This window comes from Cyanobacterium sp., from assembly GCF_054166785.1.
The window spans coordinates 1-13,233 of sequence record NZ_JBSZCP010000040.1; the positions used below are offsets into that span (position 1 = coordinate 1).

Genomic DNA, 13,233 nt, shown 5'->3' on the forward strand with positions numbered 1-13,233 from the left:
AATGGGTCGAATTTTTCACACCAACGATTAAAACATGGTGGCATGGACGAAGACGTTGTTTCTTTCATAATGACCTAATGTTGTCACTCTGTCTACTTTTATTATTAGTTTACCTTACTTTTCTGTTTAAGTACCGTTAATTAGATTCTGATATTAGAGTTATCTTTACGTTTTATTATCCTCTAAAGGGGGACTTGGGGTTTGGTGAGGGCTTAAGGGGCACTGAGTGAGAGGGCGATCAAGGGTATTCTGTTGCTGTGCGATCGCCCTTAAGCAACTATTTGTTGAAAAGGCAAGTTATTAATATCGGTTCGTGGTTGGGCGTGTTCGAGGGTTATGAAAAGGTGTTGTGCGATCACGAAGTGGCAGACTACGTCTGATCGCACCTACCCTATCATTTCACCATGGACATTATTTAAACTTAGAAGCCGCTTCCTCAAAAGCACCGCCCAATTCTTCCCATGCTCCTTTAAATCCAGTGACAACACTTTCCCAAGCATCATCACTAGATTCTTTTAGCTTCTGTAAATTAGCTTCCATTTCAGCTTTTTTTCCTTCTAAATACTCAATCTTTTTATGTAAATCAGCTTGAGCATCTTCCCCTACCTTGTCCGCTTCTGCTTTAAGGGAATCAATTTTTGCTCCCCATTCTTTCAGGGTATTCTCCATTTGTCCTTGTTTAACTTCTCTATTTTCCATAATTATGAATTACCTATAAAATATTTTCATCTTCATAATAGATATAATCAATATTTTTTGCCATACCCTTAAATTACGGTAATCCGTAATAGAATTAGAGATCAAATCACAATAATCCAAATAAAAAAAATTAAAAACTAATTAACAAAATATAACCTTTCACAACCATTAATAGTAGTAGTATTTGCTTACATATGATTCAGATAAAATAAATGTAGTATTAAAGTCAAAAAATCATGTATAGAATTACCCTGGCATGGCAAGAAGATAGAGAAATTCGTACCCGCACCATTGCCGATGACGACTGTACCCTATACCCTCAGAAAATAATTATCGGTAGAGGAGAACAAAAAGAATGTGACATAACCTTAAAACATTCAGATCCTATGATTATCAGAACAGTTTCTAATACCCATCTACAAATTTTTTATGACCAAGAAAAAAATAAACTTTTCGCTAACAATCTAACCCAAAATCGTCAACCACCTAAAAAACCGAACCCCATTATTATTAATGGGAAAAAAATAATTCACGACACCGTAGAAATTGATAAAAATACCGTTATAAAATTAGGAAAAATCACCATGGTAGTAAGAAATATAGAACTACAAAATCGCACAGGAGAATACATCGTTAAATGTTCTGGGGCAAAAAAACATATCCTCACTCCAGAATATGAAGGCTTAAACTGCCCCTATTGTGGCTATGTAGTTTTTACTGGTACAACCCTTAAATAGCAACCTAATAATCAATAAATCCCATGGAAATCCAATTAATCACCCAAAATCCCATTACCGAAGACCAAGAGCAACAATCATTTACTTTACCCATCGTCATCGGTAGAGATAGTAACCAACTACCAAACATCATTGATAATAAAGAATCCACCCCAATCACCTTGTTAGATTCTCAAAATCTAATTTCTCGTTTTCATGTCATCATCAAAGAATCTAATCATCAAATTGTTATAGAAGATAGAAGCAGTAACGGTACATTTATCAATACTCAAAGAATCTACCAAGAATCTCAACCTCTCAATAACGGAGACGTCATTACCATTGGTAACTATAGTATTACCATTACTTGGGGAATGCCCCCCACCGTAATCGCTCCAAGCCCATCTACAATTTTAAATACCAATCCTCCACAAAAATCAACCAGTGAAAATCATCGAGCATCTACCATCATTTTTGATCCTGAAACAGACTTAATCCAACCCTCACTCAATGTCACTGCAAGTTCAACTTCCTCAAATCCCCAAAATATATTCCCTCCATCTGACATTTTTGAAGAAGAAAAAATATTTCTTTCAGCTGTCCAAAAAACTAATTTACCGATCAAAGAAGTTACTTATGTTTCCATCGGAGGAGGATTAGGAAGTTTTGCTTATGCTGATCATCTTCGCATTGCAGGAGTTCAGGGGGAAAAGATCGCCGTTGTAGGTTTAAATCCTATTCCCTATGGAAGATACGAAAGGCTATTGCGTAATTGTCAAATTTTTCGGTACAAAAGAATTCGATCTGGCTCAGATTCATGTCCAGATAACTTATGGGGATGGCCCGGTTATGCTTTACGGGAGGCATGGCACGAATTTTTTTCAGGAAATTTCAACTTAGCATTTACCTGTTTATGGCAAGTGTTTGCGGAACCTGTTTTAGCGGATACTTATACCCCCATTGCTGATAATGTTTTTAATTCCATTGATAGGGAAGTTAAACGCATCGGTTGGGAAAAGATGTTTTATCAAGGTAGTGCAAGAGCAATTCGCAAAACCGAGGATGGGCGTTATTGCATTGCCTATTCTTCTAGTAAGCCAGGACAAACTGATCATCGTTTTATTGTTGCCGATTTTGTTCATATTTGTACGGGTTATCCAGCCCTTAAACTTCTTCCTGATTTACAACGTTATCGAGATGATACAGGGGATTTAAAATCTGTTGTGCAAGGATACGAACCCCATGATCACGTATATGAATATTTAGAAAAAAAAGGAGGCACGGTAATTATTAGAGGTTCAGGAATTGTTGCTTCTCAAATAATGGATCGATTGTATTTAGCTTATAAAGCTAATCCCAAACTAAAAATTATTCACATGAATCGAGATCCAAGAAAAGGTAATCAATACGGTATGGCTCAAAGAGCGGTAGAAAATGACTGGGAATTTCAACCCTATAATTGGCCTAAAGCCACTTGGGGCGGTGATATGCGTAAAATGTTGGAGGAGGCAACTCCCCCCCAACGGCGAGAATTGTTACAAATTTGGGGCGGTACTACTACCAGTAGTCGAAAGCCTTGGCGTAAGTTAATTAAGCAAGGTTTGCAAGAGGGATGGTACGAAATCAGGTATGGCTTAGTTAAGGAGGTTCGACCTGATTCCCTTGGCGGGGTAGTTAGCACCTTGTTAACTAATAAGGGAGAAATTACTATTCATGCTGATTTCATTATTGATTGTACAGGCTTGGTTTCAGATCCCCTTCAAAGCCCTTTACTGAATGATTTGGTTAATCATTATCAATTACCATTGAATATTCAGGGGAGACTTGATGTGGCAAATGATTTTGAGATTAAAAAAATGCGTAATGGCAATGGTAAGGTTTTTGCCAATGGTATTATCACTCTGGGCGGACCCTATGCGGGGGTGGATACTTTTTTAGGGTTACAATATTCGGCACATAGGATTATTGAAAGTTTGGCTTTATTGAATGCTCCTGATGTGAATTATATTTCGGGGTTTCACTCTTTGGTGCAGTGGTTTAAATGGGCAAAGAATGAAAAACCTTAGCCAGATTTTTAGTTCGTAAATTTTCTCATTTTAATTTGTTAATTTTATTTTTTTTGTGGACTATTATGTTACCTACACTATTTGGCCGTTGGCAAACTAGATTATTTCTTCTGGCTACTGTCGGAGTCATTTTTAGTCTCCCTTTTTATTTTGGTTTGGGTGGACATGGGGGAGATTTAGCATATTTTTTGGTGGTGTTATATGTGGCTATTTTTGGAATTTTTTGGGATATTCTTTATGACTATTTACAAAAGTTTCTTTGGGATCATGATTGGCCTGGAATTTTACAATTAGGTGCGGGAGTTATGGAGGGGTTGTTTTTGGTTTTAATGATTAGGATAATAGGTTTACCCGGAATTGATGGGGAAAGTTTCGATCTACTTATTTTTATGGCTCACTATGGTTTGGTATGGTTGAGTAATTATATTTGTGCTTGGGTGTTGATGCGTCTTTTGTTTACTAGCTGGAGATTTCGAGGAGGGGAATGGTTTGGAAAATGGGTTTATAAAGATTAGTATTTAGGCGGATTATTGTTTTAATTGAGGGAAATTTTTTCAATTTCGGCGATCGCATTTTGATAACTGGCATCGTCATCTTCTTGTTGATATAAAAATGCGGCTCTAGTAAAGTCGGCGAGAGCGTTTTGATTTTGTCCGAGATTACGGTGACACAAACCACGGTTATAGTAAGCGTTGGGATAGTCAGAATTGATTTGAATTGCTTGGGTGTAATCGGCGATCGCACTTTCACAAGAATTTGAATTATAGTAAGAAACACCTCGATTATTAAAGGCAAGAACATTATTAGGATTAATCTCAATGGCTCTGGTATAGTCACTAATAGCCTGTTGATACTGTCCTAGACTATTATGAGCATTACCCCGATAATAATAGGCATCAGCGTTATTAGGTTGAATGGTAATGGCTTGATTGTAATCACTAATGGCATTTTCATAATTTCCTGAACTACCATGGGAAAGCCCTCGGTTGGTGAGTGCTAAAACATAACTAGGATCTAGCTCAATGGCTCTGGTATAACTGGCGATCGCCTCTTGGTAACGCTCTAAACTATCATAGGCTACCCCCAAATTATTATGGGCAAGAACATAATTAGGATCTGATTCCAACACTTTTTGATAATCTGCGATCGCCCTTTCATAATCCCCCAAATTAGCATAAAGAACACCTCGATTATTGTAGGCATTTAAATATTCAGGATCAATGGTAATAGCTTGGGTATAATCTGCGATCGCTCGGTCAAAATCCTTCAAATCAGCATAAGTCAGACCACGATTATAGTAAGCATCCACATAATTGGGATTGAGTTCAATTGCCCTACTATATTGCTCAATAGCCTCTTCGTAATCCTGGCTATCACGGAGCTCATTACCCCGATTATAAAAAATCTGAGCATCATCTAAATTCACCGAAGAATCTTCACCCATCTCAACCGCCCCATTTTGAGGATTCTCCACCTCCTCCGCAAGGGAACTTTCCACACCGCCCATTTCTGAATTATTAAAATTCAAGCCACCAAGCCGAATAAAATCAAAACTTCCTAATAACCAAGCAACCCCAAAGACGATTAAGCCTCCCCCAATAATTAGCTTACGACTATGGATAGCTAAAGTTCCCCCCGTACCGCCCTTACTAAAGTTTATATTTCCTATCTGTCTTGTGCGAGTCACAGAAGCAGGGGCGACCCTATTGGTGACAACACCTTGGGTAGAGGTCAATATTTTTTGAACCAAACTTACTTTACTCGGACGAGTTTGTAATCTTTGATTAAGATCATCCAAATGTTGCAGAATCGCCTCAGTATTGTTAGGTCTATCCTGAGGAAATTTTGAAGTCAAATGATCAATAAAATCTAGCAGTGGTTTATCTACATTTTCCGTTTGCTCTCTCCAGCTAAGGACATCCTTATAAGGATCATACATAGAAGAAGGATGTTGACCCGTTAATAAATAAACAAAAGTTCGCCCTAATGCAAAAAAATCTGATTGCACCACCGATTGACCATTTTGCTGCTCATTAGGAGTATAACCCGTGGAGACAATACCCGTTAACTGTTGCCCCTCCATCTTTTGATAATAAGTTTGAGTTTCTTCCCTTGCCGTACCAAAATCAATCAATACCAACTCACCACTATTGCGCATCATAATATTGGCAGGTTTTATATCTCTATGAAACCAATTGTGTTGGTGTATCTTTTGTAAAATTAAAGTAATTTCCCTTAACCATTTTATGGCCTGTTTTTGGCTGATTTTATCGTTTTTTTGTACCCATTTTTCTAAATCCATCCCATCAACTTTTTCCATTACTAAGCAATGTACATTTTGCTCATCCCTTGGTTGATATTGAAAAAAATCTTCTGCTTGGGGAATTCCTTTAATATTTTCCTTAGTTAAAGTAAGTAAAACTTCGTACTCCCTTTCAAATAGTTCTACCGCCTTTGGTTGTTTATTCCATCTCTTTTGTAAAACTTTAAGAATTTTAGGCTCAAATCCTTGGAATACCTCATAAACAATCCCAAAACCACTATCATCACTCAATAGACGACTAACTCTATATTTCCCATTTAAAAGTAATTCTGAGCCACAACTATAACAATAACGACTACTGGGGTTATTATTGTCAGGATGATCGGGTTGAGAACAACGGGGATTAATGCAATAGCAAGGTTTCATCTTCTTTAATTATATTTATTTTAGAAGGCAAGGAAAAAGAGTAGGTAGAATGAACCAATCTGGGTAGGGAACTAATAAAAATTTTATATAAAATACAACTAATGCGTTATGTGGTTGACCTACTTAAGAGGACTAATGATTATAATAACAATTGTGTCCCGATCTATTATTTTTTTTTCAAAAGTATCATTAATTTTTAATGAATAACGATAAACTTACCATTCCTTTCCATTGAGGAATATTTGGACTGTGTTAAAAGAGAGAATAAAAGATTAAAAATTAAAAACAAAAATATGGACTAAAAAAATCTACAGTCCATAAAAATCTGTAGTCAGCCTATCTATTTGTCTGGTAACTGCTTTGTCTTAATGAGCAAAATAAAGGTTAAAATATCTAGTTAGACATCAAAGATCTTTCAACAATAACCCATGGCAACCAAAGAATCAGCAACTGTCAATGTAGAAGAAACTCAAGACTATTGGGAGCAAATTCCCGAACCTGCGGAGATGTCTTTTTTTGATCATCTTGAAGAATTAAGGACTCGTCTTTTTATTAGTCTGATTTCTGTATTGGTAAGTGCGATCGCCTGTTTTGCCTTCGTACGTCCCATCGTCGGTTGGCTAGAAATCCCAGCCCAAGGAGTCAAGTTTTTACAACTAGCCCCCGGAGAATTTTTCTTTGTCTCTTTCCAAGTGGCAGGATATACAGGAATTTTACTCGCTAGTCCTATTCTTATATATCAGGTAGTGCAATTTGTGGTGCCGGGGTTGACCAGAAAAGAAAGAAAGCTCCTTGCCCCTGTGGTGTTTGGTTCTAGTATCCTCTTTTTTGCAGGGTTAGCCTTTGCCTATTATTTATTAATTCCCGCCGCCCTCAATTTTTTCATCAGCTACGGCGGAGATGTGGTGGAGCAATCATGGTCCATTGATAACTATTTTAAGTTTGTCCTATTATTAATGTTTTGTACAGGGATAACTTTTCAAATTCCCATCATTCAATTACTCCTCGGTCAACTAAATTTAGTCACCTCCCAACAAATGTTGTCGGGTTGGCGAATAGTCGTGTTAGGATCTGTAGTGATAGGGGCGATCGTTACCCCATCCACCGACCCCCTAACCCAATCTCTCCTCGGCGGAGCAGTTTTAGCTCTCTATTTTGGAGGCATTGGCGCCGTAAAATTAATAGGAAAATAAACTATTGCGGTATTGTCCGTTAATGGTTTATAATGTTTGTTTGTGACGAAAAAGATAAACTAGCCTCCTAAAGATACTGAGAATTTTAAAAAAATTTTTAAGTCTATTAGGGTGACAAAGGCTCTTTACTACACCTCAAAATAGGTTAGTAAGTTTAAAGAATGTCTGTTCATCATGGAAAAAAGACCAAATTTAATGAAAGTTACCTCGGTAGCCTAATTAAATTAACTTTTACCCTGCAGACAGTTACTCATCAGCAAGAAAGAACATCTTTCCCTGAAAATAACCCCGTTGTTTAGTAATTTAGAGGGATACATCCCGTGAGCTTAGGCATACTAGGTACAAAACTAGGCATGACCACCGTGTTCGACCAAGAAACAGGAGTAGCAATTCCTGTCACCGTAGTCCAAGCCGGCCCATGTCGAGTTACTCAAATCAAAACTAAAGAAAAAGATGGTTATGTAGCACTTCAACTCGGTTATGACGAGTTGCCAGATCGCAAACGTAGCTTAAACACCAAAGAAGCAAAAGAAGTTAACAAATACTTGACCAGTTCAGAAGATGGACACTTAAGTACCAAAGGACTTCCTGCTTTACGTCACCTAAAAGAATATCGTCTTGATGATGTTAGTTCCTATGAACTAGGGCAAACCATCGGAGTTGACTTTTTCAACGAAGGTGATTTGGTAGATGTTGGCGGTAAAACCATCGGTAGAGGTTTTGCTGGTTATCAGAAACGTCATAACTTCAAAAGAGGTAACATGACCCACGGTTCTAAAAACCACCGTTTACCCGGTTCCACAGGAGCAGGTACAACCCCCGGTCGTGTATATCCCGGGAAGAAAATGGCAGGTCGTTATGGTAACACCAACATTAAAGTCCGTAAACTAACTGTAGTCAAAATTGACGCAGAACGTAATTTACTTCTTATTAAAGGAGCAATCCCTGGTAAAACAGGAAATTTAGTTAGTATTACTCCCGCCACCATCGTGGGGCAACAGTAAATTAACACACAGTTACAAAAAATATCAAATTAAAAATTATGGTTAATTGTGTAGTAAAAAATTGGCAAGGAGAGCAAAGCGGCGAAGCCACCTTAGAAATGAAAATTGCTAAGGAAGAAAACGCCGAACATATTGTTCACCGCGCCCTAGTCCGTCAACTACATAATCAGCGTCAAGGAACAGCATCCACCAAAACCAGAGCCGAAGTGCGTGGTGGTGGTCGTAAGCCCTGGCGACAAAAAGGAACAGGTAGAGCAAGAGCCGGATCCATCCGTTCACCCTTATGGCGTGGCGGTGGTGTCATCTTTGGGCCTAAACCCAAGGACTACAACATAAAAATGAACCGTAAGGAAAGACGGTTAGCCCTTCGTACTGCCTTCATCAGCAGAGCAGAGGATATTGTAGTAGTAGAAAACTTTAATCAACAATTTGAAGCTCCTAGAACCAAAACTATTTTAGAAGCCTTCACCCGTTGGGAAGTGGATCAAAACTGCAAAATTTTATTAGTAGTAACCGAGCCCACCTCCGATAACGTTTATTTGTCCGTCAGAAACCTTCCCAATGTCAAAATGATTAACCACGACGGTTTAAATATCTATGACATTCTTAACGCTGACAAAATAGTTGTTACCTCTGACGCATTAGTAAAACTACAGGAGGTTTACAATGCCGAATAAAAGATACGGAAAAACGACCGCAGTAAGAAAAAGCGAAGCTGAACTCGCCGATTTGATTATTCGCCCCATCGTTACCGAAAAAGCTACTTATATGATGGAAGATAATAAGTATGTTTTTGAGTGCGTAAAACAAGCGACAAAACCTCAAATCAGAGCAGCCATCGAAAGCTTATTTGAAGTCAAAGTGGTAAAAGTAAACACCATGAACCAACCTCGCAAAAAACGCAGGGTAGGTCAAAATGTTGGCTACAAACCACAGTACAAAAAAGCAATAGTCACCCTCGCAGAAGGTGATTCATTACAAAGTACATTCTTCCCTGATCTCTAAGGGAATTGTTCACCGAAAACTGATAAATATAACAGAACTATGGGTGTTCGCACATACAGACCATATACCCCCGGAAGAAGACAAGCAGTAACCTCAGACTTTTCCGAAATCACTAAAAGTACGCCAGAAAAGTCCCTAACGAAATACGTTCATAGAAAAAAAGGACGTAATAACCGTGGGGTTATCACCAGTCGCCACCGTGGAGGCGGTCACAAAAAACTATATCGTATTATCGATTTCAAAAGAGACAAGCGTGACATTAACGCCGAAGTCTTAGCCATTGAGTACGATCCAAACCGTAACGCTCGTATTGCCCTTGTGCAGTATGAAGATGGCGAAAAAAGATATATCTTAGCCCCTGCGGGAATTCAAATCGGAGCAACCATTGTTGCTAGCGAAGAAGCTCCCTACGAAATTGGCAACGCCTTACCCCTAGGGAAAATTCCCCTCGGTACCGAAATTCATAACATTGAAATGCGTGCTGGTAAAGGTGGTCAAATCGTTCGTGCCGCTGGTGGTTTTGCTCAGTTAATGGCAAAAGAAGGTGATTATGTCACCATCAAGCTACCTTCAAAAGAAGTACGTATGATTCGTAAAGAATGCTACGCTACTATCGGTCGAGTCGGAAATATCGAAGCCAGAAACCTCAAACTCGGAAAAGCTGGTAAAACAAGACACTTGGGTATTAGACCCCATGTAAGAGGAAGTGCGATGAACCCTGTTGATCACCCCCATGGTGGTGGTGAAGGACGCGCCCCCATTGGTCGTTCCGGTCCTGTTTCTCCTTGGGGTCAACCTGCTTTAGGTAAGAAAACTCGTAAGAAGAAAAAACTCAGCAACAAATACATCGTCCGTCGTCGTAACTCCAACAAAGGAAAATAAGACGTTTAGGAAGATACAAATAGATATTTTCACTATTAGAGTAAAACAAGTTTATGAGTCGTTCATTAAAAAAAGGACCATTTATAGCCGATAGTCTGCTCTCCAAAATCGAAAAATTAAACGAAAAAGGAGAAAAGCAAGTAGTTAAAACTTGGTCAAGGGCTTCCACCATTCTCCCTCAAATGATTGGTCACACCATCGCTGTACATAACGGTCGTACCCACGTACCCGTATTTGTTTCAGAGCAAATGGTTGGTCATAAATTGGGAGAATTTGCTCCGACTCGCACCTTTAGAGGTCACGCTAAAAGTGACAAAAAGGCAAGAAGATAAAGCAGTCGGTTCAGGATTTTAGTTGATGAGCTATCATCAATTTTCCTACTAGCAATATTAATTATTGAACAAATTATCATGCCGAAAACACAGGAAAAAATCGAGGTTGATACCAGCCAAGAAGTAAAAGCGATCGCCCGTTACATTAGAATGTCTCCCTCCAAGGTGAGAAGGGTATTAGATCAAATTCGTGGGCGTAGCTACCGAGAAGCATTAATTATTCTCGAATTTATGCCCTACAGAGCTTGTGAACCTATCATTAAAGTTCTTCGTTCTGCGGTTGCTAATGCCGAGCATAACCAAGGATTAGATCCCACCACCTTAGTAGTAAGCTCTGCTTACGCCGATGGCGGACCTACCTTAAAACGTTACCGCCCCCGCGCCCAAGGTCGTGCCTATCAAATTCGTAAACGCACCTGCCACATCACCGTAGCAGTAGCACCTCAGGCCTAGTAAACCACAAGAAAAGAACTAGAAAAATAATATGGGACAAAAAGTACATCCAGTGGGTTTTCGTCTCGGTATTACCAAAGATCATTTATCTTGTTGGTATGCAGATCCGAAAGAATATCCCCAACTTCTTCAAGAAGACCACCTAATTCGTCAGTACATTGACAAAAACCTCAGCAATGCTTCCATTGCCGAAGTCAAAATTGATCGCAAAGCAGATCAAATCGACCTTTCTATTCACACCGCCCGTCCAGGGGTGGTAGTCGGAAAAGGAGGAGCAGGAATTGAAAAACTTCGTACTGATTTACAAAATTTACTTAAAAATCAACGTCAATTTCGTGTTAATGTCATCGAAGTAGCTAACGTTGATGCTAATGCCGCCCTCATGGCAGAATTTATCGGCTCTCAGTTAGAGAGAAGGGTATCTTTCCGTCGTGTGGTCAGACAAGCTCTCCAAAGGGCTGAGAAAGCAGAAGTAAAAGGAATCAAAATCCAAGTCAGTGGACGTTTAAACGGTGCAGAAATTGCCCGTAGTGAGTGGATCAGGGAAGGACGTGTTCCTCTTCATACCCTCCGTGCTGACATTGACTATTGTTATCGTACCGCTTCTACCATTTATGGAATCTTAGGCGTAAAAGTCTGGATTTTTAAAGGTGAAGTTATCCCCGGTGAAGAAAATTTAGAAACCCCTGCCCCACGAGGTAATCGTGAGCGCAGACAACCTCGTCGCCAAAAATTTGAAGACAGATCTGAATAATTGATAGTTAAGAACGGATAATTAATAATTGTCTTTTTTCTTTCATCAATCACTGAATGTCTTGATTTTAAGCCCAAGCTCCTTTATAGAGCAATTCTGAACTATTAACTGAAAACTATGTTAAGTCCAAGAAGAACGAAATTTCGTAAACAACATCGGGGCAGAATGACGGGGAATGCTTATAGAGGTAATTCCATTAATTTTGGGGATTACGCTCTACAAGCTATTGAACCCTGTTGGATCACCTCCCGCCAAATTGAGGCCGCACGTCGGGCAATTACCCGTTATGTACGCCGTGGTGGTAAAATATGGATCCGCATTTTCCCCGATAAGCCCGTTACCATGCGCCCTGCTGAAACCCGTATGGGTTCTGGTAAAGGTAACCCAGAGTACTGGGTAGCAGTAGTAAAACCCGGTCGTATTATGTTTGAGATTGCTGGTATCCCTGAAGCTACCGCTAGAGAAGCAATGCGCCTAGCCGCTGCAAAACTTCCCATCAAAACTAAGTTTATTACCAGATCGGAGGAATACTAGAAAATTATGGCTTTTCCTAAAGTCGCAGACGCAAGAAAACTCAATGATGAGGAACTAGCACAAGAAATTGTTAACGCCAAGAAAAAGCTCTTTCAACTAAGATTAGAGCAAACCACTGGTCGCCTAGAAACCCCCCATCAGTTTAAGCACACTAAACGTTGGATTGCTCAATTAATGACTGTTCAAGGTGAACGTCAAAGAGGAGTTTCCAACACTACTCAAGCATAAGGAGTGAGTAAATAATCCATGGCACAAAAAGAAAGAGTAGGGGTAGTAGTTAGCAACAAGATGGATAAAACCGCCGTTGTTGCCGTTGAAAACCGTTCCCCCCATCCTAAATACGGCAAAATTGTCGTTAAAACTAAAAAGTACAAAGCACACGATCCCGAAAATCAATGTCAAGAGGGCGATCGCGTGAAAATTAGAGAAACCCGCCCCCTCAGCAAAACTAAACGCTGGGAATTAGCGGAAATCATCAGCACTAAAGCAATTTAATGTTGGTTTTCGACCCTTTGCAATCAATTCACTAATAAAAATGATTCAACAACAAAGTTACCTAAACGTAGCCGATAACAGTGGCGCTCGCAAGATTATGTGCTTAAGAGTGTTATCCACCGGTAACTGTACTTACGGTGGCATCGGTGACGTAATTATTGCCGTGGTCAAAGATGCAATTCCTAACATGGCAGTGAAAAAATCTGACATTGTTCGCGCGGTAATCGTACGCACCAAACATTCCTTACGTCGTGAAAGCGGTATGAGTATTCGCTTTGATGATAATGCAGCGGTAATTATCAACAAAGATAATAACCCTAGAGGTACCCGTGTATTTGGTCCGGTTGCTAGGGAATTGCGCGATCGCAACTTCACCAAGATCATTTCTTTAGCACCGGAGGTACTCTAAAC

The 13,233-nt window shown here is 39.5% G+C and carries 17 protein-coding genes; 15 read left to right on the top strand and 2 right to left on the bottom strand.

Features of this window, described 5'->3' with window-relative positions; translation table 11 throughout:
* Positions 1 to 411: 411 nt before the first annotated feature.
* The gene (locus ACXITR_RS07900) at positions 412 to 699 is read right to left on the bottom strand and encodes a sll1863 family stress response protein (RefSeq protein WP_457996692.1); all 288 of its coding nucleotides are present in this window, start codon (positions 697 to 699) and stop codon (positions 412 to 414) included.
* A gap of 236 nt (positions 700 to 935) precedes the next feature.
* On the opposite strand from ACXITR_RS07900, the gene ACXITR_RS07905 reads away from it, so the two are divergent.
* The 3 genes from ACXITR_RS07905 to ACXITR_RS07915 all read left to right on the top strand — a co-directional run bounded on the left by ACXITR_RS07905 (position 936) and on the right by ACXITR_RS07915 (position 3,996).
* Positions 936 to 1,436: an FHA domain-containing protein gene (locus tag ACXITR_RS07905; protein ID WP_457996693.1), complete on the top strand. Its 501-nt coding sequence runs from the start codon at positions 936 to 938 to the stop codon at positions 1,434 to 1,436.
* 23 nt (positions 1,437 to 1,459) lie between these two features.
* Positions 1,460 to 3,481, top strand: a complete 2,022-nt coding sequence (locus tag ACXITR_RS07910) for an FHA domain-containing protein (RefSeq protein WP_457996694.1) — start codon at positions 1,460 to 1,462, stop codon at positions 3,479 to 3,481.
* A gap of 65 nt (positions 3,482 to 3,546) precedes the next feature.
* On the top strand, positions 3,547 to 3,996 hold the full coding sequence (locus ACXITR_RS07915; RefSeq protein WP_457996695.1) for a hypothetical protein: 450 nt from the start codon (positions 3,547 to 3,549) through the stop codon (positions 3,994 to 3,996).
* Positions 3,997 to 4,016: 20 nt separating this feature from the next.
* On the opposite strand, the gene ACXITR_RS07920 is transcribed toward ACXITR_RS07915, so the two are convergent.
* On the bottom strand, positions 4,017 to 6,170 hold the full coding sequence (locus ACXITR_RS07920) for a tetratricopeptide repeat protein (RefSeq protein ID WP_457996696.1): 2,154 nt from the start codon (positions 6,168 to 6,170) through the stop codon (positions 4,017 to 4,019).
* Between the two features lie 428 nt (positions 6,171 to 6,598).
* Between ACXITR_RS07920 and tatC the strand changes: the two genes are divergently transcribed.
* The 12 genes from tatC to rplN all read left to right on the top strand — a co-directional run bounded on the left by tatC (position 6,599) and on the right by rplN (position 13,231).
* Entirely contained in the window at positions 6,599 to 7,363 is a 765-nt protein-coding gene (gene tatC, locus ACXITR_RS07925; RefSeq protein WP_457996697.1) for a twin-arginine translocase subunit TatC, read from the top strand.
* Positions 7,364 to 7,683: 320 nt separating this feature from the next.
* Positions 7,684 to 8,367: a 50S ribosomal protein L3 gene (gene rplC / locus ACXITR_RS07930; RefSeq protein WP_457996698.1), complete on the top strand. Its 684-nt coding sequence runs from the start codon at positions 7,684 to 7,686 to the stop codon at positions 8,365 to 8,367.
* Between the two features lie 38 nt (positions 8,368 to 8,405).
* The gene (gene rplD / locus ACXITR_RS07935) at positions 8,406 to 9,044 is read left to right on the top strand and encodes a 50S ribosomal protein L4 (protein ID WP_446683555.1); all 639 of its coding nucleotides are present in this window, start codon (positions 8,406 to 8,408) and stop codon (positions 9,042 to 9,044) included.
* Positions 9,034 to 9,372 carry a 50S ribosomal protein L23 gene (locus tag ACXITR_RS07940; protein WP_015223459.1) on the top strand — a complete coding sequence of 113 codons (339 nt, stop codon included), beginning with the start codon at positions 9,034 to 9,036 and terminating at the stop codon, positions 9,370 to 9,372. Before rplD ends, ACXITR_RS07940 begins: the two co-directional genes overlap by 11 nt.
* Positions 9,373 to 9,411: 39 nt before the next feature.
* Positions 9,412 to 10,254, top strand: coding sequence for a 50S ribosomal protein L2 (gene rplB / locus ACXITR_RS07945; RefSeq protein WP_069790233.1), 843 nt, complete (start codon positions 9,412 to 9,414; stop codon positions 10,252 to 10,254).
* A 53-nt stretch (positions 10,255 to 10,307) separates the two neighbouring features.
* Positions 10,308 to 10,586 carry a 30S ribosomal protein S19 gene (rpsS, locus tag ACXITR_RS07950; RefSeq protein WP_015223457.1) on the top strand — a complete coding sequence of 93 codons (279 nt, stop codon included), beginning with the start codon at positions 10,308 to 10,310 and terminating at the stop codon, positions 10,584 to 10,586.
* Between the two features lie 99 nt (positions 10,587 to 10,685).
* Positions 10,686 to 11,039 carry a 50S ribosomal protein L22 gene (gene rplV, locus ACXITR_RS07955; RefSeq protein WP_083260397.1) on the top strand — a complete coding sequence of 118 codons (354 nt, stop codon included), beginning with the start codon at positions 10,686 to 10,688 and terminating at the stop codon, positions 11,037 to 11,039.
* 31 nt (positions 11,040 to 11,070) lie between these two features.
* Positions 11,071 to 11,793, top strand: coding sequence for a 30S ribosomal protein S3 (gene rpsC / locus ACXITR_RS07960; RefSeq protein WP_457996699.1), 723 nt, complete (start codon positions 11,071 to 11,073; stop codon positions 11,791 to 11,793).
* Between the two features lie 117 nt (positions 11,794 to 11,910).
* Complete coding sequence (gene rplP / locus ACXITR_RS07965; protein WP_015223454.1) at positions 11,911 to 12,327, top strand: 50S ribosomal protein L16; 417 nt, start codon at positions 11,911 to 11,913, stop codon at positions 12,325 to 12,327.
* Between the two features lie 6 nt (positions 12,328 to 12,333).
* On the top strand, positions 12,334 to 12,555 hold the full coding sequence (rpmC, locus tag ACXITR_RS07970; protein WP_457996700.1) for a 50S ribosomal protein L29: 222 nt from the start codon (positions 12,334 to 12,336) through the stop codon (positions 12,553 to 12,555).
* 18 nt (positions 12,556 to 12,573) lie between these two features.
* A complete protein-coding gene (rpsQ, locus tag ACXITR_RS07975; RefSeq protein ID WP_457996701.1) occupies positions 12,574 to 12,822 on the top strand; it encodes a 30S ribosomal protein S17 in 249 nt (82 codons plus the stop codon).
* Between the two features lie 40 nt (positions 12,823 to 12,862).
* A complete protein-coding gene (gene rplN, locus ACXITR_RS07980) occupies positions 12,863 to 13,231 on the top strand; it encodes a 50S ribosomal protein L14 (protein ID WP_015223451.1) in 369 nt (122 codons plus the stop codon).
* Positions 13,232 to 13,233 lie beyond the last annotated feature (2 nt).

Excerpts from the sequence above, each read along its gene's own strand:
- ACXITR_RS07900 (WP_457996692.1), bottom strand. The coding sequence starts at position 699 with ATGGAAAATAGAGAAGTTAAACAAGGACAAATGGAGAATACCCTGAAA.
- ACXITR_RS07905 (WP_457996693.1), top strand. The coding sequence starts at position 936 with ATGTATAGAATTACCCTGGCATGGCAAGAAGATAGAGAAATTCGTACC.
- ACXITR_RS07910 (WP_457996694.1), top strand. The coding sequence starts at position 1,460 with ATGGAAATCCAATTAATCACCCAAAATCCCATTACCGAAGACCAAGAG.
- ACXITR_RS07915 (WP_457996695.1), top strand. The coding sequence starts at position 3,547 with ATGTTACCTACACTATTTGGCCGTTGGCAAACTAGATTATTTCTTCTG.
- ACXITR_RS07920 (WP_457996696.1), bottom strand. The coding sequence starts at position 6,170 with ATGAAACCTTGCTATTGCATTAATCCCCGTTGTTCTCAACCCGATCAT.
- tatC (WP_457996697.1), top strand. The coding sequence starts at position 6,599 with ATGGCAACCAAAGAATCAGCAACTGTCAATGTAGAAGAAACTCAAGAC.
- rplD (WP_446683555.1), top strand. The coding sequence starts at position 8,406 with ATGGTTAATTGTGTAGTAAAAAATTGGCAAGGAGAGCAAAGCGGCGAA.
- ACXITR_RS07940 (WP_015223459.1), top strand. The coding sequence starts at position 9,034 with ATGCCGAATAAAAGATACGGAAAAACGACCGCAGTAAGAAAAAGCGAA.
- rplB (WP_069790233.1), top strand. The coding sequence starts at position 9,412 with ATGGGTGTTCGCACATACAGACCATATACCCCCGGAAGAAGACAAGCA.
- rpsS (WP_015223457.1), top strand. The coding sequence starts at position 10,308 with ATGAGTCGTTCATTAAAAAAAGGACCATTTATAGCCGATAGTCTGCTC.
- rpsC (WP_457996699.1), top strand. The coding sequence starts at position 11,071 with ATGGGACAAAAAGTACATCCAGTGGGTTTTCGTCTCGGTATTACCAAA.
- rplP (WP_015223454.1), top strand. The coding sequence starts at position 11,911 with ATGTTAAGTCCAAGAAGAACGAAATTTCGTAAACAACATCGGGGCAGA.
- rpmC (WP_457996700.1), top strand. The coding sequence starts at position 12,334 with ATGGCTTTTCCTAAAGTCGCAGACGCAAGAAAACTCAATGATGAGGAA.
- rpsQ (WP_457996701.1), top strand. The coding sequence starts at position 12,574 with ATGGCACAAAAAGAAAGAGTAGGGGTAGTAGTTAGCAACAAGATGGAT.
- rplN (WP_015223451.1), top strand. The coding sequence starts at position 12,863 with ATGATTCAACAACAAAGTTACCTAAACGTAGCCGATAACAGTGGCGCT.